We start from the raw sequence: 25599 nt of genomic DNA, 5'->3' as shown, positions 1-25599 counted from the left end.
CAAAGGTGCAGCTTGCAACGTGATGCTTCGGACTCGCCGCACGGACGATCAAACTAACACCAGCGCGAGTCCGAATGTGAAACGAAGCCGTATCAGAACTTGAAGCGCGACGGTTGCACGGCGTTCTTGAGCGGCGGGATCAGCGTTTCGAAAATATCGGCGACGCGGAATTGCTTTTCGTCCACGCGCGTAATGATTTGCGCCTTCATGACCGGCGCGGTGCCGACAAACGCCGCCAACCGGCCGCCAATCTTCAACTGATCGAGGAATTCCTGCGGCATGACGGGGAGACCGCCCGAGACGCAGATGACGTCGTAGGGTTCGGTTTCTTTCCAGCCCAGCGCGCCGTCACCGAGCACGACCTGCGCATTCGATACACCGTTCGCGGCCAAATTTTCTGCGGCCAGCTTCGCAAGTTCGGGCTCGATTTCGATGGTGGTCACCGAACGGCCGCGCGCGGCGAGCAACGCCGCCATGTAGCCGGAACCAGCGCCGATCTCGAGCACGACTTCGTGCTTTTTCACAGCCAGTTCCTGCAGCACGCGCGCTTCGACTCGCGGAAACAGCATGTGTTGACCGGTGGGCAGCGGAATTTCGAGATCCGCGAACGCGATGTTGCGATACGCGGCCGGAACGAAGTTTTCACGCTTGACGATCGACAGCAGGTTCAGGACGTCCTGGTCCAGCACATCCCAGGGACGGATCTGCTGTTCGATCATGTTGAAACGCGCTTGCTCGATGTTCATGTTCAGTCTGCGGGTCGATCGACCGTTGGGGTGGAGTTGACGTAACGAGTTAAGACAACGAGTTGACGAAAATGCAATGCCGGAAATACGGCGAAAATCGAGGAGAGATTGTAGCAAATCACCGGCGGCTTTCGCTGGCGCGTGTGGCGAGCCCGGCGTGGCGGGGCACCGCGGGACATTGCTTCGATGAATCAGTGCGGCAAACGAATGTCCAGCTTGAGCGTGAGGAGCCGTGCAACCAGGATAAATCCGGTCGACACCAGCACGTTGTACACCCCTTGCAGCCCGAGCCAGTCCAGTCCGAGATACACCCAGCAACCCGCCAGCGCACACACCGCATAGGGACGCGAGTCGCGCAGGATCAGCGGCACCTCGTTGCACAGCACGTCGCGCATAATGCCGCCGAATACCCCTGTCACCACGCCCATCATGGCCGCCGTGAAGGCGGGCATCTGCGCGTCGAGCGCAACTGAGGTCCCCGAAATGCTGAACAGGCCCAGTCCGATGGCGTCCGCAATCAGCAACGCGCGTTGGTCGAACAGGCGTGTGGTCGTGCGCAGCAGGAACGGCGCGGAAATTGCCATGAAAAAGATGACGATGACATAGTCCTGATGCTGGACCCAGTAGAACGGCCGGCGCGACAGTAATACATCGCGCATCGTGCCGCCGCCAAAAGCGGTGGCGAGCGCCACCAGGAAGGCCCCTACAACGTCCAGCCGGCGCTTTCTCGCTTCGATCAACCCCGAGATTGCATACGCGAAGATCGCGAACGCCTCCATGATCGAGATGGCCAGCGTGAGCCTGGGATGCACGATCACGGTCCCTTTCGCTGGTCGCGCTGGTCGCGGCTGTTGCCGGAGTCATGCGGCCGGTGATCCCGGTCCTGCGGATGACTGTGATGATGCGGTGAGCTGGCCGGCTGGAGCAGCACGAGCACGGCGCCCTCGCCACCATCGTGCGGCCGCGCCTGACAGAATGCGATCACTTCCTCTTTCTGTACGAGCCACGCGCGCACTTTGCCCTTGAGCACCGGTTCCCGTCCGATCGACCCAAGTCCCTTCCCGTGAATCACGCGCAGGCACCGCAGCCCACGTTTCACCGATTCACGGATAAATTCCGACAGCGCCTCGCGCGCCTCTTCGCGCCGCATGCCGTGCAGGTCGAGTTGTGCCTGCACGATCCACGCGCCGCGGCGCAGCTTGCGCACCACTTCCTGCCGCACGCCGTGGCGGCAATAGGAGAGGGAGTCGTCGGTATCGAGCAGGCTTTCGGGATCGAATTCGTCGGAGAGCGCTTCGTGCAGGACGGCTTCTTCGTCCAGGCGCGTCTGCAACGGCAGCGGCGACGGCGGCACGCGCGGCAGCGGCATGCGGGGCGGGACTTTCAGCGGCGCCACCGCGCCGATCGAACGACGAAAAATATCCGCGTCTGCTACGGCTTCGCGCTCGGCCATTGCGGCCGCGGCGCGTTGTAGCTTGCGTTTGACCGCAGCGGCCTCGAGTGTGCTGCGTAACGCGCCGAGCCCGGCGAGGCCATCGCGTTTCAACGCCGCCGACACTTCTTCCGGCGTCGGCGCAGCGGCCTTCGGCAAGGAGGCGGGCGAACCGGATACCGACGCAGGCGCAGCGTCGCGCTGGCGTTTCGGCTTGGGTTCGTTCGGATGGGGCAGGTTCTTGGGCATTGCACGGCAGAAGAAAACGCGCGGCGGGGAACACGGTTCACGCCGCTCCAGAAACCCTTTTTAACATGGGAAGGGGAAAAATCGGCGGGGCGGGTGTTTTCTTGCCTGTTTTTATCCGGCGCCTCGTTCAACTTACATCGCGCGCCAAACGAAAACGCCGGCCGGATCCAGAGGATCGCGACCGGCGTTTCTTCGTGCCCGGCAGGCTAATACGGGCACTAACTCTCTCGCTGCTTACCGTTCCGCTTCGGCGCTCATCGAATGCACGGCGGGATTTTCATCGATGCTCTCAAGATAGCGCTGTGCATCGAGTGCGGCCATGCAGCCCGTGCCGGCACTGGTGACAGCCTGGCGATAGATGTGGTCCTGCACGTCGCCGGCGGCGAACACGCCCGGAATGCTCGTGCTCGTCGCGTTACCCTGCAGGCCGCCGTGCGTGATGATGTAGCCGTTTTTCATCTCAAGCTGGCCCACGAACAGGTCCGTGTTCGGCTTGTGGCCGATCGCCACAAACACGCCTTGCAGCGGTACGTCGCTGGTCGTGCCGGTTTCGGTGCATTTGATCCGCAAGCCGGTCACGCCGGACGCATCGCCCGTGACTTCGTCCAGGACGTGGTTCCATTTGATGTCGACCAGGCCTTCCTTTTCCTTCGCAAGCAAGCGGTCGATCAGGATTGGCTCCGCGCGGAACTTGTCGCGACGATGAACCACCGTCACCTTCTTGGCGATACCCGCCAGATACAGCGCCTCTTCCACGGCCGTATTGCCGCCGCCGATCACCGCGACTTCGCCATTCTTGTAGAAGAAACCATCGCAGGTCGCGCAAGCCGACACGCCTTTGCCCATGAACGCTTCTTCCGACGGCACGCCGAGATATTGCGCCGATGCACCCGTCGCAATGATCAGCGAGTCGCAGGTGTACTCGCCCGAATCGCCGATCAGGCGGATAGGCCTTTCGGTCAGCTTGGCGGTGTGGATGTGATCGAAGACAATTTCAGTGTTGAAGCGCTCGGCGTGCTCCAGCAAACGCTGCATCAGTTCCGGACCTTGCACGCCCAACGGGTCGCCGGGCCAGTTTTCGACGTCGGTGGTGGTCATCAGCTGACCGCCTTGCGCCAGGCCCGTGATCAGCAACGGCGACAGGTTGGCACGCGCCGCGTAGACAGCGGCGGTGTAGCCGGCGGGGCCGGAACCGAGAATCAGCACTTTTGCGTGTTTGGGCGATGACATGAGAGCAATCCGTTGTGGTTAGGGCCGAACCGTTGATCTGCGTTGATCCGATCAGCGGTTCATATCGAGTAGCGCGCGCGGACAGTGGAAAAGTCGCTCGTGACGGCGATCCGCATGCCACGCGCTGCTGCCGTTGACCTGTAGTTAAGTGCGAATTCGCCATTATAAAGGGCGTAAAGAACGCTCGCCGAGTGATCCTTTCAATCGCGGTCATAGCGCGATTCGCGGCTTGCAGCGTGTAACGCGTGTGTTACAGGGTGAAACCGCAGACCATTTTTGCTCGATCATCGCAACGCAGCGTTTACAATGCGTCATTAAACCTGTCGACCCGCTGCGCGCCGTGCGGTGGGTCAGAAAGCCTTACGGATCAATGGCAAAAGCTACCTATTCTGCAAGCGCGCAGGCATTGCCGCACCGCATGTCGCGCCTTTTCACCGAAATTCGATGGATCTTGCAGGTCGCGCTCTGCGTGTTCCTGCTCATGGCGCTGGTGAGTTACAGCCGCCACGATCCAAGCTGGACGCATGCCGCGCAAGTCGACCAGATCGCCAACTGGGCCGGCCGCGTGGGCGCGTGGACAGCCGACCTTCTGCTGCTTTTGTTCGGCCTGTCCGCCTATTGGTGGGTCATCCTGCTGGTGCGGCGAATCATCGCGAATTATCGGCGGATCACGAATCACGAAGCGGGTGACGATGAAGCGCCAGTGAAAGATCGCACGTGGCTCGCCGAGGCGTTTGCGTTCGTGCTGGTGCTGGTGGCCAGTGACGGTCTGGAAGCACTGCGGATGTGGTCGCTCAAGGTACAAATGCCGCGTCCAAACGCATCGGGCGGCGTGGTCGGTGAGGCGATCGCGCATGGGATGTCCCACGCGTTGGGTTTCACCGGCGCTACGTTGTTCCTGCTGATCGCGCTGGCGATCGGCTTGTCGCTGTATTTCAACTTCTCCTGGCTGTCCGTCTGCGAAAAAACCGGCGACGCCATCATGGCCACCATCACCGGCGCGAGGATGCGCCGTGAGGCGGGCCGTGACCGCAAGCTGGGCGAAGTGGCGGCCGAGAAACGTGAAGGCAAGGTTGTGCGCGGGCGCGTGAAGATCGAGGAGCAGGAGCCGGTGATGATCGTGCCGCCGGTCGCGCTGGCCAAATCGGCACGGGTGGAGAAGGAAAAGCAGGTGCCGCTTTTCACCGATCTCCCCGGCGATTCCACGCTTCCCCCGCTGGCGCTGCTTGACGCTGCCCCGGAAGTGAAGGAAACCATTTCCGCCGATACGCTCGAATACACATCACGGCTGATTGAGAAAAAGCTCAAGGATTTCGGCGTGGAAGTTGCCGTGGTGGCAGCCTATCCGGGTCCGGTCGTGACGCGCTACGAAATCGAGCCGGCAACGGGCGTGAAGGGCTCGCAGATCGTCGGGTTGGCGAAGGATCTGGCGCGCTCGCTGTCGCTGGTCTCCATTCGGGTGGTCGAAACTATTCCGGGCAAGAATTTCATGGCGCTGGAGTTGCCGAATCAGCGCCGCCAGACCGTGCGCCTGTCCGAGATCCTCGGTTCGCAGGTTTATGCCGATGCCGCTTCGCCTTTGACCATGGGTCTGGGCAAGGATATTGGCGGCAAGCCGATCTGTGCCGACCTCGCGAAGATGCCCCACTTGCTGGTCGCGGGTACCACGGGTTCCGGCAAGTCGGTGGGTATCAACGCGATGATCCTGTCGCTGTTGTACAAAGCCACCGCCGACGAAGTGCGCATGATCCTTATCGACCCGAAGATGCTCGAAATGAGCGTCTACGAAGGCATTCCGCATTTGCTCTGTCCGGTCGTCACCGACATGCGGCAGGCCGGCAACGCGCTCAACTGGGCTGTGGCCGAGATGGAACGCCGCTACAAGCTGATGAGCAAGATGGGCGTGCGTAATCTTGCAGGCTTCAACAACAAGATCGATGAAGCCACGAAGCGCGACGAGAAGATTCCTAATCCGTTCAGCCTGACGCCGGACGAACCGGAACCGCTTAACCGTTTGCCGACCATCGTGGTCGTGATCGACGAACTCGCCGACCTGATGATGGTCGTCGGCAAGAAGGTGGAAGAGCTGATTGCACGGATCGCGCAGAAAGCGCGGGCTGCGGGGATCCACCTGATTCTCGCCACGCAGCGGCCGTCGGTCGACGTGATCACCGGTTTGATCAAGGCCAACGTGCCTACGCGGATGGCGTTCCAGGTGTCGTCGAAGATCGATTCGCGGACCATCCTCGATCAGCAAGGCGCGGAATCCCTGCTCGGGATGGGCGACATGCTTTATCTGCCGCCGGGCTCAGGGTTGCCCGTGCGTGTGCATGGCGCGTTTGTGTCGGACGAAGAAGTGCATCGCGTGGTGGCCAGGTTGAAGGAGCACGGCGAGCCGAACTACATCGAAGGTATTCTTGAAGGCGGCGTGCTGGGCGATGGCGAGGACGGTGCGCCGGGCGGTGCAGGCGCGGGCGGCGGAGAAGGCGAAGCCGATCCGCTTTACGATCAGGCCGTCGAAATCGTGATCAAGAACCGGCGCGCATCGATCTCGCTTGTGCAGCGGCATCTGCGGATCGGTTATAACCGGGCAGCACGGTTGCTCGAACAAATGGAAAATTCGGGACTCGTTTCGTCGATGTCCTCGAACGGTAATCGCGAAATCCTCACGCCGGCGCGCGAACCCGAATAAGGTTATCTGGAGAGATTTATCTATGCAGTCAGTTTTGAGATCGGCGTTGAAAGCCGTCGTTTTGGGCGCTTCCTTGTTGGTTGCGTCGCAGGCTTTCGCAAGCGGCACCGAGCAGTTGAAGGCGTTTATCGCGCAGGTTCACTCGGCGCATGGCAGCTTCGTCCAGCGTGAAGTGAAGGCGCCGAGCAAGGCGGCGGCATCGGCTACACAGGGCATGGCCGCCCGCATTGGCGGCACGTCGAGCGGCACGTTCACGTTCGCGCGGCCGGGCAAGTTCATCTGGGCGTACGACAAACCCTATGCGCAAATTCTGCAGGCCGACGGCGACAAGCTCTATGTCTACGACAAGGACTTGAACCAGGTCACGGTCCGCGCGCTGGGCAACGCGCTGGGGGCGAGTCCTGCTGCGATTCTTTTCGGCAGCAACGACCTCGACAAGAATTTCACGTCGCGCGACGCGGGCGTGAAGGATGGCATCGACTGGCTGGAACTGACGCCTAAAGCGCAGGACACGCAGTTCCAGCAGGTCGGTATCGGCTTCAAAAACGGCAATCTCGAAGCGATGGAATTGCATGACGTATTCGGCAATGTCACGTTGCTGACCTTCTCGAACATCGAGAAAAATCCGCCGCTGAAAGCCGATCAGTTCAAGTTCGTCGTGCCCAAGGGCGCAGACGTGATCAACGGCTGACGCAGCGCACGCTGCTCGGTTTCACGCGAGCGTGAGGATCAGATGGTCCTCACGCTTCAAACATTCACTCAAGTCGCCGAAGACCGTTGTTCTTCCCGTCGACCCGACACCAACGCCAGATAAGCCAGCGCGCCCACCACGAGCGCCGGCAGCGTTGCGCCAAGATTCGGCAGCCACTGATTGATCGCGTGATACGCCGCGATTCCCAAGGCCCACGCAATAAACCCGCTCACATGCCAACCGCCCGAGAATCCGTACGGGCCGCGCGGATCGGTGAGTGCGGCGACGTCCACTCGACGTTTCCTCACGATAAAGTGATCCACCAGCACCACGCCAAATAGCGGCGCGAACACCGAGCCGATCAGCAGCAGGAAGTTCTGATACTTGCCCATCTGCACAAGCAGCGCGATCAGCGTGCACAACGCGCCGAACGCCGCCGACAGCAACGGCACGCTCGCCTTCGCCCAGAAGGTGCCGGTGGAGACGGCGGCGGAGTGGATATCGGCGAAAGCGTTGTCGATTTCATCGATGAGAATCAGCAGCAGCGCAATCCCGCCCGCCGCTTGTGCCAGCGCGACTGTCAGCAGCGCATCGCCGCCGCCCGCTGCCAGGCCGTAGAACGCGCCCAACGCGTAGAACCAGATGTTCGCGATTCCATATCCGAACAGCGTGCCGCGGAACGTGCCGCCGGCGCTGCTTCCGAAACGCGTGTAATCCGCGATCAGCGGCAACCACGACAGCGGCATTGCAACCACCAGGTCGATACCCGCGCCGAACGGCATGTCACCCGTGCCGGGGCGGTTCATCAGCGCGCCAAAGTCTTGTTTCGACAGCAGATTCCACGTCAGCCAGCCCGCGCCCCCGAGCAGCAGCCAGATTCCCCACGTACGCAAGAAGCGCCGGACGAACGAGAGCGGACCGGTGATCGCGAGCGTTGTCGCCAGCACGCCGAAGATCAGCGTCCAGATCAGCGGCATGGACAAGCCGAATGATTGTTTGGCGAGGGCATCGGCGGAATCGCGCATCACGATGATTTCGAACGAGCCCCAGCCGACCAGTTGCACGGCGTTGATGACTGCAGGCACGGATGCGCCGCGTAGCCCCAGCGTCGGGCGCAACGACGACATGGCAGCCAAGCCCGTGTCCGTGCCGATCACGCCCGCGAGCGCCAGCAGGACCACGCCAATCACCGTGCCGATCACGATGGCCGCAAGTGCATGCGGCAGCGACATGCCCGGTACGAGCAGCGCGCCGGCCTGCGCGACCAGCAAGCCGATGCCGAGCGAAAACCACAGCGCGAAGGCGTCCGATGTGCCAAACGCGCGGCGCGCGGCGGGGACCGGCAAAAGCGGCGCGTAAGTCGATGCACCGGTTTCGCCGGCCGAGTCCCTGGTATTCCTCGCTTTGTTCCCTTGTCCCATTCGCGTTTCGTCCTTATCTGTAGGGCTTGGCCCGGTTCATGCGCGTTTCTTCGGTTCGTCCGCGGCTGTCATAATCACCCGTTGCGACTCGATTCGCGTTTTTTCGAGGCGAAACGCCCATTTTGAAGCAGTGGCGGCGTCTGTCTCGAAAAGCGCACGATTATCGCTGCCTTTGCCCGAACTGCACTACTTAGATCGACCAGATCTACCAGACCCATTTGGAAACCTCCCAGAGCGCCATGTTCGAAGAAAACCGTGCCAATGTTCCGCTTGCCGAGCGTCTGCGTCCTCGCACTATCGACGAGGTTATCGGCCAGAAACACCTGCTCGGCGCCAGCAAGCCGCTGCGTGTCGCGTTCGAGTCCGGCGAAGCGCATTCCATGATCCTCTGGGGGCCGCCGGGCGTGGGCAAGACCACGCTCGCACGCTTGATGGCAGCGGCGTTTCACGCTGAATTCATCTCGCTGTCGGCGGTGTTGTCGGGTGTGAAGGACATTCGCGAGGCGGTCGAACTGGCGCAGATTCATCGGGCGAACGGGCATCAGACGCTGGTGTTTGTCGACGAGGTGCATCGCTTCAACAAGAGTCAGCAAGACGCGTTCTTGCCCCACGTGGAGTCGGGCTTGTTCGTGTTCGTGGGCGCGACGACCGAAAATCCATCGTTCGAGGTGAATAGCGCGTTGCTCTCGCGAGCGGCCGTTTATGTGCTGAAAAGCCTTGAGGCGAGCGAGCTGATCGAATTGCTCGACCGCGCGCAGGGCGAGTTGGGCGGTCTTACTTTCACCGACGACGCCCGCGACGCGCTGATTGGCTCCGCCGACGGCGACGGCCGGAAGCTGCTCAACAATCTCGAGATTGTCGCGCGGGCGGCGGCACAGCAGAAGTCGACGCATATCGACGGAGCGTTGCTGGGCAGCGCGCTTGCCGAGAATTTGCGTCGTTTCGATAAAGGCGGCGACGCGTTCTACGACCAGATCAGCGCGTTGCACAAGTCGGTGCGCGGCAGTAATCCGGACGCGACGCTTTACTGGTTTTGTCGAATGCTCGATGGGGGCGCTGACCCGCGTTATCTGGCGCGGCGCATCGTGCGCATGGCATGGGAAGACATCGGTCTCGCCGATCCGCGCGCGGGCCGGATTGCACTCGATGCCGCCGAAACCTATGAGCGGCTCGGTACCCCAGAGGGCGAGCTGGCGCTGGCGCAGGCGTTGATTTATCTGGCGGTCGCGCCGAAATCGAACGCGGGCTACAAGGCCTATAACGAAGCGCGGCAGTTTGTCGGCAAGGATCAGTCGCGCGGGGTGCCGGTGCACTTGCGCAACGCGCCGACGAAGATGATGAAGGAGCTGGGCTACGGGCATGAATACCGTTACGCGCACGATGAACCCGACGCGTTCGCGGCGGGGGAAACGTATCTCCCGGACGGCATGCGCGACCCGCATTGGTACGAGCCGACGCCGCGCGGCCTGGAAGGCAAGATCGGCGAGAAGATGGCGAGGCTGGCCGAGATGGACGCGCAATGGCGGCGTGAGAACAAGGCCGGGAAGAAATGATCTCAGGCGTTCTGAAGCAGGCATTGTTGATGAATAGCGCCGCCACCGATTTCAAGACAGGCTTTTCTGCAACGGAAAACGCCTCGAACGCCAGGCCGAACGGCTAACGTGGTTATCCCGCGCCAATAACCTTTCGGTGCTGAGATAAAATCGCGGATTCGCACCTACTAAGAACCGGCCCTGCCATGCTCGACATTCAACTTCTGCGCAAAGACCCCGACGCTGTCGCCCAGCGCCTGGCCCAACGCGGCTACACCCTCGACGTCGCGGCTTTCGCGGCACTGGAAATCGAACGTCGCGAGATCCAGACGCGGACCGAAGAACTGCAGATGCGTCGCAACACGTTGTCCAAGCAGATCGGCGCAATGAAGGGCCGCGGCGAAGACACGGCTGCGGTGATGGCGGAAGTGGGCGGAATTGGCGAGACGATGAAAGCGTCGTCGGCGCAACTCGACGACATCCAGAAACGCCTCGCCGACCTGATGCTCGGCGTACCGAACTTGCCGCACGAAAGCGTGCCGGTTGGCCGCGACGAGACGGAAAACGTCGAGCTGCGCCGCTGGGGCACACCGCGGTCGTTCGATTTCGAGGTAAAGGATCACGTCGATGTAGGCGCGCCGCTCGGACTCGACTTTGAAACCGGCGCCAAGCTCTCCGGCGCGCGTTTCACGCTGCTGCGCGGGCAGATCGCGCGGCTGCATCGCGCGCTTGCGCAATTCATGATCGACACCCATACGGAGCAGCATGGTTATACGGAGGCGTACACGCCGTATATCGTGAATCCGGAGATTCTGGTCGGCACGGGACAATTGCCCAAATTCGCCGACGACATGTTTCGGGTGGAGAAGGGCGGCGAAGAAAACACGATCACGCAATACCTGATTTCGACCTCCGAAATCTCGCTGACAAACACGGTGCGCGAAAGCATTCTCGAAGCCTCTGCGCTGCCGGTGAAGCTCACCGCGCATTCACCCTGCTTCCGCTCTGAAGCGGGTTCGTATGGCCGCGATACGCGTGGCCTGATCCGCCAGCATCAGTTCGACAAGGTGGAAATGGTGCAGGTTGTGTCGCCGGAAAAATCGTACGACACGCTCGACGAAATGGTCGGTCACGCCGAAGCGATTTTGCAGAAGCTTGAATTGCCGTACCGCGTGATCACGCTGTGCACGGGCGACATGGGATTTTCAGCGACCAAGACGTTCGACCTGGAAGTCTGGCTGCCGGCGCAGAACACCTATCGCGAAATTTCGAGCTGTTCGAACACTGAAGCGTTCCAGGCTCGCCGGATGCAGGCACGGTTCCGTAACGCACAGGGCAAGCCCGAGTTTGTTCACACGCTGAATGGATCGGGGCTGGCGGTCGGGCGCACGCTCGTTGCTGTGCTTGAGAACTTCCAGAACGCTGACGGTTCGGTGACGGTGCCGGCGGTTTTGCGCCCGTACATGCGGGGTGTGGAAAAACTGGAAGTGCCGAAGGCAGAGTGAGCGCGGCGCACAGAGTCGGCGTGTTGTAACCAGCTCACGAAAAGGGGTTGGAAATCGATTCCGAGTCGTCTATAATCTTTCTCTTCGCTGAGCATCGACCCGTTCAGCGAAGGCCGCGAAGCGCAGTAACAAGCACTAAAGCGGTTGCAGTAAATGGAAAGGTGGCAGAGTGGTCGAATGCGCTGGACTCGAAATCCAGTGTACGTTTAGGCGTACCGTGAGTTCGAATCTCACCCTTTCCGCCAAATTCAAAAACCCCCGCTGATCGAAAGATCAGCGGGGGTTTTGCATTTCCAGGGCTGCGAGAACCTCTCGTAAAGTGCGCGACTTGACTATCAAATCCATCTGCGGCGCGCAACGGTCAGCATTTCGGCAGCAAACGCTCTATGTCGAAGGTCGACTTGCCGTCAGTATTCCTGCCGGCCGAGCTCCGCGACAGGTTATTCGATGTCCGGCAAGCCCAGTTGTCCGGTTTCTCAATACTTGGCGTCGGCCTCGCTGACCGGTCATCGGAACCCGACGCGGGCAGTGGGGCAGATTCCAGTTGTGGCGCTCCGGTAATCGAGGGCGATCGATACACATGTACAGGTGCCACCGACAGCGAGAGGGGATTGTCGGCGGGCGGTGTAACTTGTTGGGCGGTCTGGGCGCCTGCAGCGGAGCAAAGCGATGCAGTGGTCACAGCTGTGGCCAGCAAGCTGCCGCCGAGGTAAAGAGCGGGGTGGTTCATACGTGCATTTCCGTTGTAAGGATCCGATAGCGGTCGCGGCCGCAACGGGCACATCCGACAAAGTCGACGCGTTTCGTGAAACGAAAACGTGAATTCGCTTATTCAGCCTGATTGAGATCGCGGGTTATATCAATATCCGGTTCAATTCATTAATTCGTTTCATTTCGTTGAATTAATCGCATTGACGTGAAGTTGACGTGTGTTGCGAATTGATCACATAACTATTGCAGCCTCTGTTCCTTTGATGCGCTCGCCAAGCAAAAGTCTATAAATAATAACGCTAAAAATATAACTAAGAGCACTCCGATTGGTCCCGCACGTCCTTGCAATTTAATCTTTCGCTTCGTTGCAAGATTCATCTCGAAGAAATTCTTTGAATCTTATTAACAGTGAATGTGCACGAACGTGGCAATTAGCGTTGCTTTTCAATTTAATGTTATGTATCAATTCCCATGTCCAATTTAAAGAAGTTTTTTGCCGCGCTGGTCATCGCGCTGACCGGTATTTCGTGCGCTCAAGCGAGCGAGTTTGCCGGCCCCTACGCCGGCGTCAAAGTCGGGGAGAACTGGTCTGACGCGTCGGGCGTCGTGAACGTCAGGTCCCACGCCACGACTTTCCCCGGCCTGACTGCAGGCTACGGGTTCGATGTAAAGCAGTTCGTGATTGGCGCAGAAGTGTTCGCGGATTTTCACCACGGTTCGACCACCTTTAAGGACGGTGGGGTGGATCTCAAGTTTGGAATGCCATTCAACACGGTCATGCCCTATGCACGTTTAGGCATGACCGGAACCTGGCCTAATGCGCGCCTTCATGGTGGTTTAGGCGTTGAATATAAGTTCGTGAAGCAATTCAGCGTCGCGGCTGAATGGACGGCCGATTCAAGTCGCCACGACGGAACCAAACGCCGTAATGACAGCGTGACGGTTGGAGTTCACTACTACTTCTGATTGGCTTAATGGTTTCTTAAGCCGGAAAAATCTAAGCCGACAAAAAATCCCCGAAGAATAATCAATCGTCGGGGATTTTATTGGTTGATGCCATTTGATTTCAGGTCGTGCAGCGCGCTATATCGAAGCGCATTTCAGGCTCGGGCAATCCGCCATAATCTTCTGAAGATTTCTGCACCTTTACCGTCGATCCATATTGCGACGGCGTGAGCGTAACCAGCCACGCGTTCGGCCCAACCAGCAATTCCGAGGCGCTACCCAGCTTCGATGTGGACACCGAAGGCAGCTTGTCCTCAAGGCAATTCAATACGTCACGTGATTGGCGATGCGACGACACGTAGATCACCGGACTAGAAGCGCGAAGTTCAGGAACGCTGGTGGAACTGCACGCAGCAAGCACAAGTGCAGACGCAACTAAGGGGGCAAACGGGACAACTCGGCGTAAGAGCATAAGCAATGGGCTTCAGTAGAGACGACACAACAAAAGAAGCAACAACGGAATCAACAAAACAGAACAGAAACAAGCCGCAAATCAAGGGCCAAAACAACCAGCGCCACGCAACCTGAATCAAGCCGGACCAAGCGTAAAGCATGACGTCGCGCACCCGCAAGACAATCGCGCAGGCCATCGAAAAAAGAGCGGAAAAGCGTGCGATGCTATCATCGCCGGCATCCTGAATTAATGCGTCCGCGATACATCGATATCAATCGATATCGCGCGCCGACACACCAACGCTCCATGGCCATTACACTCAAGTCGCCTGCCGACATCGAAAAACTGCGTATTTCCGGGCGCTTGGCCGCAGAAGTCCTCGCGATGATCGGGGAGCATGTGCAACCGGGCATCACCACGGAAGAACTGGATGCGATCTGCAACCGGTTCATTGTCGAAGAACTGAAGGCGATTCCCGCAAACGTGGGCTACATGGGTTTTACCAAGACCATTTGCACGTCGGTGAATCACGTGGTCTGTCACGGTATTCCCAGCCCTCGCGCACTGAAGGACGGGGACATCATCAACATCGACGTCGCGATCATCAAGGATGGTTATTTCGGCGATACCAGCCGCATGTACTACGCCGGTACGCCGAGCCGCGAAGCCAAACGGCTGTGCGACACGACGTATGAAGCGATGGTTGCCGGCATCCGGGTAGTGCGTCCGGGAGCCACGTTGGGCGATGTGGGTTATGCGATCCAGTCCGTCGCTAATCGCGAGGGCTATTCGATCGTGCGCGAATATTGTGGACACGGCATTGGCCGCGTATATCACGAGGATCCGCAAGTGCTGCATTACGGACAACCGGGCGCCGGAATGCGTTTGAAGCCGGGCTTGGTATTCACCATTGAACCCATGGTGAATGCGGGCCGCGCTGCAACGCAGCAATCGCGTGATGGCTGGACCGTGACTACCAAGGATCGGTCGTTATCGGCGCAATGGGAGCACATGGTTGTGGTAACCGGCGATGGCTTCGAATTGCTGACACCGTGGCCCGACGGAACGGGCGAATACGCAGCACCTTGATACGCAGCACCTTGATACGCAGCACTCTGAATGCACGTCGATGCACCGTAAAGCATCATGAGACAAACGAGGTGGCGGCCTGGGAGACCCGCGGTGAAGGCACCTCACGCCTCGGATTGCAATAATGATTTGACTCGTACGCCTGTTCGGTTGAAGCTATTAAATAGACCAAGCCGGCTTAAGAAAGCTTAAGAAGCTTGTGAAAGCTTGAGAGAAAAACACCCGCATGAGTCCTTCACTAACTGTTCGCAGGATCGCCGCGCATCAAGGTGCAGTCCTGCGCGAGCTTCGCACGGCCTCATTGCGCGAGGCGCCTTACGCGTTCGGTGAGACGCTGGAGGAGGCCTTGTCCGCCGACGTCGCAAGCTTCGACGAAACGGCCGATCGCCACGCGAATTCACCCGTCACCGCGTCGTTTATCCTGTACACCGAAGGTCATCCGGCGGGCTTGGTCGGGGCGTTTATCGATGAAGCGCCTGCACCGCGTGCGTTCGTCTATGCGTTGTGGGTGGCGCCTGCTGTGAGGCATTTGCGCGGCGGCGAGCTGCTCGTGAATGCCGCCACGCAATGGCTCGCCGAGCGGCGCGTGCACGACGTCTTTGCCTGGGTCACTGACGAAAACCGCAACGCCATGCGTTTCTATGAGCGCCTGGGCTTTGGCCCTACCGGCGAACGCCGGCGGATTCCAGCGCATCCCGAGGAATACGAAACCCTGCTCGTGCGCCGAGTGACTGATCACATTACGTAAGTGATCACGTGACCTGAGCAGCTGATCTGCCATCGTTCTTCGCAAGTGGATTCGGTCACGGCACGCGTGGCTTGGTCCTCCCGGCTCATCTCGCCGTCCCCTGTCTTGCCACTTTCGTTCACACCATGCTGCCCGCATTTGGGCGGCAATCTGAAATATTCCGTTTGCTTGCGTCACGCCTGTAAAATACGCAAAATTTTTGGCTTTACCTATGTCGCTCAAAAAAACGCCCTTTTTCGAATTGCGCAGCGGCTCTGTCGACACGCTTCTGTTTGTCGTCAAGACTACCGACCTCGACGCGCTGCGAACGGAACTTACGCGGCGCTTCGAGGCGACTCCTGAGTTTTTCGCGAACGATACTGTCGCCATCGACGTGCGCCGTCTGGCGGCCGACGAACGCATATCGATCAGCGAACTCGCGGCGTTGCTCGGCAGCGTGCGCATGCGCCCGATCGGCGTAGTTGCATCGGCGGACCAGGCGTGGGCGTCCGAAGGCGCGCTGCCGCTGCTTGAAGCGCGCGACCGGCGCGGTGCGCCGAAGCCGTCGGTGGACGCGGGTGTCGAGAACACTGAGGCGGCCGCCGTGATCGAAGCGGCCGTTGCACAAACGCCTGCGCCCACCGCGCCGGTGCCGAAGACGACCATCATCGACCGGCCGTTGCGTTCGGGCCAGCAGGTCTATGCGAAAGGCGATCTCGTCGTGCTCGGGCTCGTGAGCTACGGGGCGGAAGTGATCGCGGAAGGCAACATTCATATCTATGCGCCGTTGCGCGGCCGCGCGCTCGCGGGCGTGCACGGCAACCTCGACGCGCGCATTTTCTGCACGTGTCTGGAGCCGGAACTGATCTCTATCGCCGGCATCTACAGGACGATGGAAACACCGCTTGGTCCCGATGTCTTGGGCAAGCCGGTGCAGATCTGGCTCGACGAAGAAAAATTGATGATCGAACCGCTGCGGCTGACCTGAGAGGCCTGAGAAGAGTCAGCCAGGCGCGCCTGATGGGGACGGCGCGCTCTCGGATGGCACGCGAGCGGATTTAATTGACGAACACAAGGTACAGGAATGGCAAAAATCATTGTGGTGACTTCGGGCAAGGGCGGCGTCGGCAAGACGACCACCAGCGCGAGCTTCGCATCGGCCCTCGCGTTGCGCGGGCATAAAACGGCTGTTATCGACTTCGATGTCGGCCTGCGCAATCTCGATCTCATCATGGGCTGCGAACGCCGCGTGGTGTACGACCTCATCAACGTGATCCAGGGTGAAGCGAACCTCAACCAGGCGCTGATCAAGGACAAGAAGTGCGAAAACCTCTTTATCCTGCCGGCCTCGCAAACGCGCGATAAAGACGCGCTGACGCAAGACGGCGTCGAGAAGATCATCAACGACCTGATCGCGATGGACTTCGAATACATCGTCTGCGACTCGCCGGCGGGGATTGAATCGGGCGCGTTGCTGGCCATGCATTTCGCCGATGAAGCGCTGATCGTGACGAATCCGGAAGTGTCGTCCGTGCGTGACTCGGACCGCATTCTCGGCATTCTTTCGTCGAAGACAAAGCGCGCGATTGAAGGTAAGGAGCCGATCAAGGAACATCTGCTGATCACGCGCTACAACCCGAAGCGCGTAAGCGAAGGCGAGATGTTGTCGCTGACCGACATCCAGGAAATCCTGCGGATCGAACTGATCGGTGTGATCCCTGAATCGGAAGCCGTGCTGCATGCGTCCAATCAGGGATTGCCGGCCGTGCACCTCGATGGCACTGATGTGGCTGAAGCCTACAAGGACATCGTTTCGCGCTTTCTCGGCGAAGAAAAGTCCCTGCGCTTCACTGACTATCAGAAGCCAGGTCTGTTGCAACGCATCTTCGGCAACAAGTAAGGGGACGCAATGTCGATTCTTTCGTTTTTGCTGGGCGAGAAAAAGAAGTCCGCTTCGGTCGCGAAGGAACGCTTGCAGTTGATCATCGCGCACGAGCGAGCGGGCGGACATGCTCCCGCCGATTATCTGCCGGCGTTGCAACGAGAACTCGTTGCCGTGATTTCCAAGTACGTGAAGATTTCAAGTGACGATATCCGGGTCAGCCTCGAACGTCAGGACGATCTCGAAGTACTCGAAGTGAAAATCGAAATTCCATCGGTTTGAAGATGGATGACGGTTTCAACCTGCGCCGAAGGTTTTTCTCGGCGCGTTGCATATCTAAAAGCCGGAATCGCATGATTCCGGCTTTTTCATTTGTGCGTCTGCATTTTTAGGTCGCATCGGCGACTTACATCAATATTCCGTTGCAGTTTAGCCATCGCCGTTACACGGGCGCTGTCGGCTAAACCGTGGGCTCGCGCATTGAGTGTGTATCGCCGCGATATGCGGTGACCAACTCAAGAGGCCGATCATGAAAATGCGTTTGTTCATTGCCCAGGCGGCGATTGTTATGGCCGGCGTCGCGGCGGTAGCCGGAAGTGTGTCGGCTGAAGTGATTATCGTGGCGCCGAATGCGCCGCCGCCCGTGCGCATAGAGTCGGTTCCGCCGGCTCGCGTGGGTTACGTCTGGGATAACGGCCACTGGCGCTGGGAACACGGACAATACGTGTGGAATCCAGGGCATTGGCAAGTCGAGCGCGTGGGGTATCACTGGGTGCCGGGACACTGGATCGCACGCGGCGGTGCGTGGCGCTGGATGCCCGGGCACTGGGCCTGAGCGCCAGTAATTCGCTAGCTTCATGGGCGGCGGCATACACGCCGCCCGAATCCAATGAACGCGTTCCGGAGTTCCACATGAAAACCAGACTACTGATTATTGGCTTCCTCGCGACCTTGCTGGCAGGCTGCATTGTCGTGCCGGCGCATCCGTATGCTTATCATCCGGTGCCGCGCGTCTACGTTTATTAAGTTCGCCCGAGCTTTATTTGGTGACCGGCTCTTCGTCCTCGACGGGTGTTTCCGGCAGTTCGGGCGATGCCCGCGGCACCGCCAAGGGCAGAGGGGTCATATAGCGCTCAGCCAACGCTTCGTACAGCGGCGGCGAAAAGAAGCGCGACACCCGGCTCGCAATCAGCGCTGTCGCCATGAGCGAAATCACGAGCGCATGACCGTTGATCATTTCCATCACGATCACGAACGACATGATCGGCGACTGCGTGACGGCTGCGAGATATCCCACCATGCCGAGCGCAATCAGCATCGACAGCTGCATGTGGCTGAAGACCATATGAAGCACATTGCCGAAGCCGGCGCCAATCGATAACGACGGCGCGAAGATGCCGCCCGGAATGCCCGGCAGGTATGAGCCGATCATCGAGACCATCTTGAGCAGCGGATACAGCGGCGAGAGCTGCTCATGGCCTTCCAGCAATCCGCGCGCTTCGGCGTAGCCGCTGCCGAAGGTCGTACCGCCCGACATGAGCCCCACCACGGCGATGATCAACCCGCACAGCGTGGCGAACACAACCGGGCGCGTCGCGTGCATCTCGCGCAGACATGCCGGAATCCATTTCGACGTGTTGAGCAGCAACCAGCAAAACACGCCGCCCGCGACGCCAGTCACGATGGCCGTGAGCAGCACTGCGACCGCCAGCAGGTTGGGGAAATGCGCGTTGACTTCGATGGTGCCGAAATAGGTGTAATTGCCGTTCAGGCCGAGCGCGACGATACCCGCGAGGATGATGCCCGTGATCAGCACGCCGCTCGTACGTGCTTCAAAGCTGCGCGTCAATTCTTCGATCGCGAATACGATGCCGGCAAGCGGTGTATTGAACGCCGCGGATAAGCCGGCTGCCGCGCCAGCCAGCACGAGTTGCCGTTCGATGCGGGCGTTTGAGCGGGGAAACAGTCGTCGCAGGTTGTACATCAGGGCGGCGCCGACCTGGACGGTCGGCCCTTCGCGGCCGATGGTGAATCCGCCGAGGATGGCGATAAACGAGATCCCCATCTTGGCGATCAGGATGCCGGGCGACAACAGTCGAGTTCCCAGTCCCGGCGGACTGTGCAACACGGCAATGACCTGTGGAATGCCGCTGCCTTCCGAGCCGCGAAAGAACTTGCGGGTCAGCCAGACGGATAACGCGGCGACTGCGGGCGTCAGGATCAGCGGCAGCCAGACATGGTCGTGCTGAACGGCGCGGAACGCGTTATAGCCCCAATCGATGAGCTTGGCGTACAGCACCGCGACCAGGCCGACCGCGATAGCGCCAACCCAAAAGATCCCGTAGCGGTGCCACAGGCTGCGCGCACGTCGAAGCGTAAATCGGGGGAGAGAGCGTATTGCGCGAATCATATGCGGTGAGCCATGCGACCGGCTGTCGGCAAAGCGGCGATTATACCGACTTGTCTCAAATCGAGCCGATTGACGCCTGGCGTTGACAATCCTGCTTGTGACCCTGCTTGTGATCCTGCTTGTGATCCTGTAACTCGCTTTCAAAAAGAAAACGGGGCGCAGCTAAAAGCCAGCGCCCCAAAACACTCTCGTCGGGGTGGCGAGAGTGGAGAGAAGAGCGTAATTAAAAGGTAATGCTTTATTCAGGTATTCGAATGATTCTCAGATGGTTCGCAAACGTTTCAAAAACGGGCCAGGGAGATTGAAAGTTTTATCGATTAATGTGTATTTGGCAGGACGTGAAGTGCTTACTGAAGCTCAGGTCGTGATGACTTCAAAAGCGACCACGGCAGCGATGGCGCCGGCGTTGGCAATCAGCGCCTGCAGCACGATTCCGCGCCAGCTCGTCGTCCGGAAACGCACAGCCAGCATGAGGGCGGTGAATAACGCGATGGCAATTATCGCAACCACATCAGCACTTTGCAGATGAATTCGCATAACACCGGCCTCACGAATATTCGATCTTTTGTCGAGTGTTTGTTGAGTATAGGCAGCAGGGGCCGGTACGCAAGTTGCATAAAAATATGCGAGCGCCCGGTCGCTGTATTTATCTAATGATCTGATGGGAATTTTCCGGGCGCAGTCCGTACTAACCCGAATTGGTGTTTTCCCGTGCAGGGCAAAGGTTTATCCACGGAGTTGTATTTATGAATTCCCCGAATCGCCGTTCTCTCGAAGTGGATTTCTTCCGGGGAGTCGTGCTGCTGATCATTGCCGTCGATCACATTTCGGGGAGCGTGCTGTCCAAATTTACACTCCATAGTTATGCGTTCTGCGATTCCGCAGAGGTATTCGTGTTCCTGGGGGGATATGCATCGGCAGCCGCTTATACAACGCTCGCGGTGAACCGGAGTCACGGGGCCGCGCGACTCCGCTTTCTGAAACGCAGCTGGGAGATTTATCGCGCGTACCTCTTCACCGCCGTGATGATGTTGCTCGGCGGGGCGCTGTTGATGTGGATGCGTGTCGACACCCCGATGCTGCAGATCACTGAATGGCCATCCTTCCTGGCCCGGCCGCTGGGTCTCACGTTCGATGTCGCTACGTTGCGGCATCAGCCGTATTTATCGGCCGTGCTGCCTATGTACGCCATGTTCGCGCTCGCTGTGCCGTTTGTGGTGCCATTCGCTGAACGCAAGCCAGTTGTCGTGCTGTTCGGAAGCCTTGGCGTGTGGCTTTTTGCGTCATCGCTCGCGCAATGGCTGCCGTCGGCTTACGCGGAAGGGTGGTCGTTCAACCCGTTTGCATGGCAACTGATGTTCGCGCTCGGCATCCTGGCGCGCGTCCAGCCAATTCCCGCTGAATTCCACGATTCGAAAACCGCGCTCTGGATGACGCGGGCGGGAATTGTCGTGTTCCTGACGTTCGCGTTCGCGAAGCTGTTCCTGGAGACGCAAGCGCCGCCCGGATACATGAAGCAGAACCTGGCGAGCTTGCGGATTGTAAGTTTTGTCGTGATCGCGTGGCTGTTTGCTCAGGCGGTGCACGCCGGATGGATCAAGGCGCTGGCGAAGAGCATGCCGAGCGTGGTGAACATCGGCAAGCAAGGACTCGTGTGTTTTATTGCGGGCGCGTGCATGTCGCTGGTCATCGATACCGCTTTGCGGCTCGTGTCGTTCGGCCAATTCCAGTGGATAGCGGGACTGGGCGGCGACGCTATCGCGATTGGCAGCCTGATCTGGCTTGCGGCCTTCTGGCGCGACCGTAAAGAGGCGCAACGGGCGCGACTGCCGAAACGGCAACCGGTGCCGTTGCACGCGACACATCGGCGCGACCGGTGAGGAGTTTGAACCATGCGTGCCGGTGAGCTCCACAAAGTCTCGCCGGCACGCAATCAGTGCTAGGAAAGCTTGATATCCCGCGTTTCCCGCATGCACAGCACACCGAGCAGGCTGATCGCTGCCGCGACCGACACGTACCCGCCGACCCACGCTAAACCGCCGCGATTCGCCAGCAATTGCGCAATGTACGGCGCCACCGATGCCCCCAGAATCCCGCCCACGTTATACGCGACGCCCGCGCCGGTATAACGCACGTTAGTCGGGAACAACTCGGGCAGCAGCGCGCCCATCGGGGCAAACGTCACGCCCATCAGGAACAGTTCGATGGTGAGAAACAGCGCGACCGCGAAGGTGTTGCCGCTGCCGAGCAGCGGGGCCATCGTGAAGCCGGACAAGATGGCCGCGATGCAACCCACGATCAGCACTGGACGACGGCCGAATTTATCGCTGGCCAATGCAGAAAGCGGCGTCGCGATCGCCATAAAAATTACCGCGAAACACAGCAGGCCGAGGAATTTCTCGCGCGTGAAATGCAGCGTCGAGACGCCGTATGACAGGGAAAATACCGTCGAAACGTAGAACAGCGTGTAGCAGACGATCATCGCGATCGCGCCGAGCAGCGTCGGTTTCAGGTATTGGCTGAACAACGTCGCGATAGGCACGCGCACGCGTTCCTTTTTCTCGATCGCCTCGCGGAACGCCGGGGTTTCGGCAATTTTCAGGCGCACGTAAAGTCCGAGCGCCACCAGCACCGCGCTCACGATGAACGGAACGCGCCAGCCCCAACTACGGAACTGTTCGTCGGTGAGCGAGAGCGCCAATCCGAAGAACAATCCATTCGATGCCAGGAACCCCACCGACGGCCCGAGTTGCGGGAACATGCCGAACCAGCCGCGCTTGTTTTGCGGCGCGTATTCGGTGGCGAGGAGCGCTGCACCGCCCCATTCTCCGCCGAGCCCGATGCCCTGGCCGAAGCGCAAGATGCACAGCAGCACCGGCGCCAGACTGCCGATGGACGCGTAGCCGGGAACAAAGCCAATCAGTGTGGTCGACACGCCCATCACGAGCAGTGAGGCGACGAGCGTTGATTTTCGCCCGATGCGATCGCCGAAATGGCCGAAGATAAACGAGCCGATCGGCCGCGCGATAAACGCGATGCCGAACGTGACGAACGCCGACAACGCTTGCGCCGCGGGCGAGCTATGCGGGAAAAAGACCGGGCCGATAACTAGCGCGGCGGCGGTCGCGTAGACATAGAAATCGTAGAACTCGATCGCCGTGCCGATAAAACTCGCGAAGATCACGCGGGAACTGCTCATCTTCGCGTCGCTGGCAGGCGATGCGGGTAAGGAGCCCGAGGGTGAGGCTGATGACATGACGTCTCCGGTTCGCCCTTCGTGTCGCGCCCGGGAATGGGGACGCGCGTCGGGACATTTTGTATTCAGTGCGCAGCGTTGCGTGGTGTGGCGATATAAGCGAACGGCGTTGGACCGCGCGCGGTGTGTCGCGGAGTCGACCGGTCAGGCGCGTCGATCAAGCGCTGGATGGGCGGCAGCGACGGCTTTGCCGGCATGGCCGGCGGGGGGTATCGAAAATTATAACGACCGTGCGCCGCGGCGGGCAAGGAAACCTTGTTGATGAATGCACCAATAGTTCCACTTAGTTCCGCTTAATCGATGGTTGTCGCCTGCGGTGAATGGACGCTGCGTAGCTGGAACTGGCCGTTATCGTTGAAGAGCCAGTCTTCGAACAAATCGAGCTGGCCGTTGCCGTCGAGCAGACGCGCGGGCGGCGTGGGCAATGGCGACGAGCGCCGCAGCGACGCGAGAGCGGTGGCTTCGGCTTCGTCGTCGCCATTGGTCCGATAAACCGACGACCGGATTACACGGCCGTTGCGATCCACGGTGAATGCGACCACGACGAGCGAGCGCAGCATCGCTTGCGGCGTGCCTTTGAGTACCAGCGACGGATTGCGCTCGAAGATGTGTTGCGCGACGCGCACCTTGTACTGATCGAGCGTAGCGCCGCTGACGGCGGCGGCTGGTTTGGGTTCGAGCGCGCTGGGCGGCGGCGTGATCGTGCAGGCGGCGATGGTTGCCGCAGTCGATAAGGTGAGCGCGATGCGCGCGATTTTAAAATTGGAGGTCATGACGGGCGAGGCTCCACGAATTCGTTGCACTCATACTTAACAATACGCGGCTGGTCCGCGTCTTGCTGCCCCATTTTGCATGTCCACTGCATTTTGATGCGCAAGGAGAAGACCATGAGCAACGAATCCGTTGATGTGAAAAACCCGAAGCCCGCCGAGCACAGCGATAACGAGGCAAGCAAGATGCCGGATCGCGCCGATGACGACCGTAAGCAGGCCCCAAGCGATAAGCCTGGAAAGAAGCCGGGGGAGGGCGAGCCGGACGTGGGGTGAGGTTTGGCGGTGTGTTGGGTACCTAGCCCCGCGACGCGGGGCTTTTTATCGCTGAGGCGGCCAATACCCATTCGCCGGACGAACTGGCGGTGTGAATTGCTTGGTGGGGGCGGGGAAGTTGACGCAGAGGTTTGCAGACAAGCCGGGGCGCTGTTTTTGGCGGAAGCGGTGAGATTCGAACTCACGGACGAGTCACCCCGTCGCTAGTTTTCAAGACTAGTGCCTTAAACCGCTCGGCCACGCTTCCACGTTTCAAAAATTTTCACACACAGCAACTACGAGAAAAGTGCGCCTAAACAGCGTCGCACCTTTCCGGCAAGGCGCGTATTGTAGCGCAACTTTCCCCGCCGTCCAGCAGGCAAAACCGACTTAACCTTCCAGCGACCTGGTCGCGCGCAAACCGGGAAACAATCGCATCCATAACAACGCAACGGCGATCGTTCCTACGCCGCCAATCAGCACCGCTGGCACCGCGCCGAACAACCCCGCCGTCATCCCCGACTCGAACTCGCCCAACTGATTCGATGTCCCGATAAACAGCGAATTGATGGCGCCCACGCGTCCTCGCATATCGTCGGGCGTTTGAAGCTGAACAAGCGACATGCGCACGACCACGCTGATGACATCGGAGGCGCCTAGCGCGGCCAGCGCGATCAGCGAAACGTACAGGTTCCGCGATAACCCGAACACAATCGTCGCAATGCCAAACGCGATCACGCCGCCGAACAATGCCGTTCCGGCGCGCTGTCGCAGCGGAAAATGCGCGAGATAAATTGATCCGGTCAGCGCACCGACGGCAGGTGCCGCGCGCAAGACGCCGAGTGCCCATGGCCCGGCGTGCAGGATATCGTGCGCGAAAACAGGCAGTAACGCCGTCGCGCCGCCAAGCAACACCGCGAACAGATCCAGCGATAACGCGCCCAAAATGACAGGCTTGCGCCGGATGAAGGCGATGCCGGAAAAGAGCGACTCAAACGTCAGGGGCGTGCGCATGCGCACCACTTGTTCAATTTTTATCGATGACAACACAGCCGCCGCCCCGATGAACGCCACGGCAACCGCGCCGTACACTGTCAGCGCCCCGAGCCCGTAAAGCAGACCACCCATCGCCGGTCCGAGGATCTGTGCGGTCTGGTTCGCCGATGTCGACCACGCGGTCGCGTACTGCAATTGCGAGCGCGGAATCAGGTTGGGCAAAAGCGCGGCCATTGATGGCGACTCGAACGCGCGCGCCGATCCAGCGATTGCAGCGATCACATAGATCAGTTCCTGGCTGGTGACCCCGCGCCACGTGGCGATGCACAGCGTCAGCGCGGCCACGCCCTGGATTGCCTGACAGACGAACGCGATCGTGCGCCGGTCGTAGCGATCCGCGACATGGCCGACGACCAGCGTGAGCAAGAACATCGGCAGGAATTGCGAGAGACCGACGAGCCCGAGTGCGAACGCGCTGTGCGTGATCGAGTAGATCTGCCAGCCGATAGCAACCGACATCATCTGGAACGCAACCGATGACATCACCCGCGCGCTCCAGAAGAGCGCGAAGGGACGGTGACGCATGACGGAGCCGGTGGTCAGGCC

25 protein-coding genes and 2 tRNA genes are annotated in these 25599 nt (G+C 59.8%); 14 read left to right on the top strand and 13 right to left on the bottom strand.

From position 1 onward, the window contains the following. Positions 1-92: 92 nt before the first annotated feature. From ACSQ83_RS01435 to trxB, 4 genes are all read right to left on the bottom strand, one after another. Complete coding sequence (locus ACSQ83_RS01435; protein ID WP_414951069.1) at positions 93-746, bottom strand: protein-L-isoaspartate O-methyltransferase family protein; 654 nt, start codon at positions 744-746, stop codon at positions 93-95. 191 nt (positions 747-937) lie between these two features. Further along, positions 938-1558, bottom strand: a complete 621-nt coding sequence (locus ACSQ83_RS01430; RefSeq protein WP_414967192.1) for a trimeric intracellular cation channel family protein — start codon at positions 1556-1558, stop codon at positions 938-940. 2 nt (positions 1559-1560) lie between these two features. Next, a complete protein-coding gene (locus tag ACSQ83_RS01425) occupies positions 1561-2427 on the bottom strand; it encodes a Smr/MutS family protein (protein WP_414967229.1) in 867 nt (288 codons plus the stop codon). 234 nt (positions 2428-2661) lie between these two features. Beyond that, the gene (gene trxB, locus ACSQ83_RS01420) at positions 2662-3657 is read right to left on the bottom strand and encodes a thioredoxin-disulfide reductase (protein WP_436227002.1); all 996 of its coding nucleotides are present in this window, start codon (positions 3655-3657) and stop codon (positions 2662-2664) included. 370 nt (positions 3658-4027) lie between these two features. On the opposite strand from trxB, the gene ACSQ83_RS01415 reads away from it, so the two are divergent. Next, positions 4028-6349 carry a DNA translocase FtsK gene (locus tag ACSQ83_RS01415; RefSeq protein WP_436227001.1) on the top strand — a complete coding sequence of 774 codons (2322 nt, stop codon included), beginning with the start codon at positions 4028-4030 and terminating at the stop codon, positions 6347-6349. Between the two features lie 22 nt (positions 6350-6371). Further along, entirely contained in the window at positions 6372-7040 is a 669-nt protein-coding gene (gene lolA / locus ACSQ83_RS01410) for an outer membrane lipoprotein chaperone LolA (RefSeq protein ID WP_414951072.1), read from the top strand. Between the two features lie 68 nt (positions 7041-7108). Here the strand turns inward: lolA and cytX are convergent, their stop codons facing one another. After that, positions 7109-8461, bottom strand: coding sequence for a putative hydroxymethylpyrimidine transporter CytX (gene cytX / locus ACSQ83_RS01405; RefSeq protein WP_414951073.1), 1353 nt, complete (start codon positions 8459-8461; stop codon positions 7109-7111). A gap of 239 nt (positions 8462-8700) precedes the next feature. Here cytX and ACSQ83_RS01400 point away from each other — a divergent pair, with 239 nt between their 5' ends. From ACSQ83_RS01400 to ACSQ83_RS01390, 3 genes are all read left to right on the top strand, one after another. After that, a complete protein-coding gene (locus ACSQ83_RS01400; RefSeq protein ID WP_436227000.1) occupies positions 8701-10014 on the top strand; it encodes a replication-associated recombination protein A in 1314 nt (437 codons plus the stop codon). A gap of 185 nt (positions 10015-10199) precedes the next feature. Further along, positions 10200-11498: a serine--tRNA ligase gene (gene serS / locus ACSQ83_RS01395; protein WP_436226999.1), complete on the top strand. Its 1299-nt coding sequence runs from the start codon at positions 10200-10202 to the stop codon at positions 11496-11498. Positions 11499-11653: 155 nt separating this feature from the next. Further along, positions 11654-11743: transfer RNA gene (locus ACSQ83_RS01390), tRNA-Ser, on the top strand. Positions 11744-11859: 116 nt separating this feature from the next. Here the strand turns inward: ACSQ83_RS01390 and ACSQ83_RS01385 are convergent. After that, on the bottom strand, positions 11860-12228 hold the full coding sequence (locus ACSQ83_RS01385) for a hypothetical protein (protein ID WP_436226998.1): 369 nt from the start codon (positions 12226-12228) through the stop codon (positions 11860-11862). Positions 12229-12680: 452 nt separating this feature from the next. Between ACSQ83_RS01385 and ACSQ83_RS01380 the strand changes: the two genes are divergently transcribed. After that, positions 12681-13175: an outer membrane beta-barrel protein gene (locus ACSQ83_RS01380; protein ID WP_414951077.1), complete on the top strand. Its 495-nt coding sequence runs from the start codon at positions 12681-12683 to the stop codon at positions 13173-13175. A gap of 100 nt (positions 13176-13275) precedes the next feature. Here the strand turns inward: ACSQ83_RS01380 and ACSQ83_RS01375 are convergent, their stop codons facing one another. Next, positions 13276-13512 (bottom strand): hypothetical protein, encoded by a 237-nt coding sequence (locus ACSQ83_RS01375; RefSeq protein ID WP_414951078.1) that lies wholly within the window; start codon positions 13510-13512, stop codon positions 13276-13278. A 402-nt stretch (positions 13513-13914) separates the two neighbouring features. On the opposite strand from ACSQ83_RS01375, the gene map reads away from it, so the two are divergent. The 6 genes from map (at position 13915) to ACSQ83_RS01345 (ending at position 18141) form a co-directional block, all read left to right on the top strand. Beyond that, positions 13915-14697, top strand: coding sequence for a type I methionyl aminopeptidase (gene map / locus ACSQ83_RS01370; RefSeq protein WP_436226997.1), 783 nt, complete (start codon positions 13915-13917; stop codon positions 14695-14697). A 226-nt stretch (positions 14698-14923) separates the two neighbouring features. Next, positions 14924-15445, top strand: coding sequence for a GNAT family N-acetyltransferase (locus tag ACSQ83_RS01365; RefSeq protein WP_414951080.1), 522 nt, complete (start codon positions 14924-14926; stop codon positions 15443-15445). Positions 15446-15656: 211 nt separating this feature from the next. Beyond that, positions 15657-16412: a septum site-determining protein MinC gene (minC, locus tag ACSQ83_RS01360; RefSeq protein ID WP_414951081.1), complete on the top strand. Its 756-nt coding sequence runs from the start codon at positions 15657-15659 to the stop codon at positions 16410-16412. A gap of 96 nt (positions 16413-16508) precedes the next feature. Continuing rightward, complete coding sequence (gene minD, locus ACSQ83_RS01355) at positions 16509-17324, top strand: septum site-determining protein MinD (protein WP_031359135.1); 816 nt, start codon at positions 16509-16511, stop codon at positions 17322-17324. Between the two features lie 9 nt (positions 17325-17333). After that, positions 17334-17588, top strand: a complete 255-nt coding sequence (gene minE / locus ACSQ83_RS01350; protein WP_031359136.1) for a cell division topological specificity factor MinE — start codon at positions 17334-17336, stop codon at positions 17586-17588. A gap of 286 nt (positions 17589-17874) precedes the next feature. Beyond that, positions 17875-18141 carry a YXWGXW repeat-containing protein gene (locus tag ACSQ83_RS01345; protein WP_436227083.1) on the top strand — a complete coding sequence of 89 codons (267 nt, stop codon included), beginning with the start codon at positions 17875-17877 and terminating at the stop codon, positions 18139-18141. A 204-nt stretch (positions 18142-18345) separates the two neighbouring features. Here the strand turns inward: ACSQ83_RS01345 and ACSQ83_RS01340 are convergent, their stop codons facing one another. After that, on the bottom strand, positions 18346-19716 hold the full coding sequence (locus tag ACSQ83_RS01340) for a chloride channel protein (RefSeq protein WP_436226996.1): 1371 nt from the start codon (positions 19714-19716) through the stop codon (positions 18346-18348). Positions 19717-20073: 357 nt separating this feature from the next. Beyond that, positions 20074-20253, bottom strand: coding sequence for a hypothetical protein (locus ACSQ83_RS01335; protein WP_436226995.1), 180 nt, complete (start codon positions 20251-20253; stop codon positions 20074-20076). 209 nt (positions 20254-20462) lie between these two features. On the opposite strand from ACSQ83_RS01335, the gene ACSQ83_RS01330 reads away from it, so the two are divergent. Further along, positions 20463-21596 carry an OpgC domain-containing protein gene (locus tag ACSQ83_RS01330; RefSeq protein ID WP_436226994.1) on the top strand — a complete coding sequence of 378 codons (1134 nt, stop codon included), beginning with the start codon at positions 20463-20465 and terminating at the stop codon, positions 21594-21596. A gap of 59 nt (positions 21597-21655) precedes the next feature. Here ACSQ83_RS01330 and ACSQ83_RS01325 read toward each other — a convergent pair whose 3' ends face one another. Together ACSQ83_RS01325 and ACSQ83_RS01320 are read right to left on the bottom strand one after the other, a co-directional pair. Next, positions 21656-22972, bottom strand: a complete 1317-nt coding sequence (locus ACSQ83_RS01325; RefSeq protein WP_436226993.1) for an MFS transporter — start codon at positions 22970-22972, stop codon at positions 21656-21658. 293 nt (positions 22973-23265) lie between these two features. Then, positions 23266-23745 carry a TonB family protein gene (locus ACSQ83_RS01320; RefSeq protein ID WP_436226992.1) on the bottom strand — a complete coding sequence of 160 codons (480 nt, stop codon included), beginning with the start codon at positions 23743-23745 and terminating at the stop codon, positions 23266-23268. Between the two features lie 114 nt (positions 23746-23859). Between ACSQ83_RS01320 and ACSQ83_RS01315 the strand changes: the two genes are divergently transcribed. Further along, a complete protein-coding gene (locus tag ACSQ83_RS01315) occupies positions 23860-24018 on the top strand; it encodes a hypothetical protein (RefSeq protein ID WP_414967185.1) in 159 nt (52 codons plus the stop codon). A gap of 157 nt (positions 24019-24175) precedes the next feature. Here the strand turns inward: ACSQ83_RS01315 and ACSQ83_RS01310 are convergent. Together ACSQ83_RS01310 and ACSQ83_RS01305 are read right to left on the bottom strand one after the other, a co-directional pair. Beyond that, a tRNA-Ser gene (locus ACSQ83_RS01310) sits at positions 24176-24265 on the bottom strand. A 122-nt stretch (positions 24266-24387) separates the two neighbouring features. Next, positions 24388-25578, bottom strand: a complete 1191-nt coding sequence (locus ACSQ83_RS01305; protein ID WP_436226991.1) for an MFS transporter — start codon at positions 25576-25578, stop codon at positions 24388-24390. Positions 25579-25599 lie beyond the last annotated feature (21 nt).

Origin of the sequence: Caballeronia sp. LjRoot29, assembly GCF_964252755.1 — a bacterium.
GTDB lineage: Bacteria > Pseudomonadota > Gammaproteobacteria > Burkholderiales > Burkholderiaceae > Caballeronia.
The sequence above is the reverse complement of the archived record's forward strand: the minus strand, read 5'-3'. Positions and strand labels throughout refer to the sequence as shown.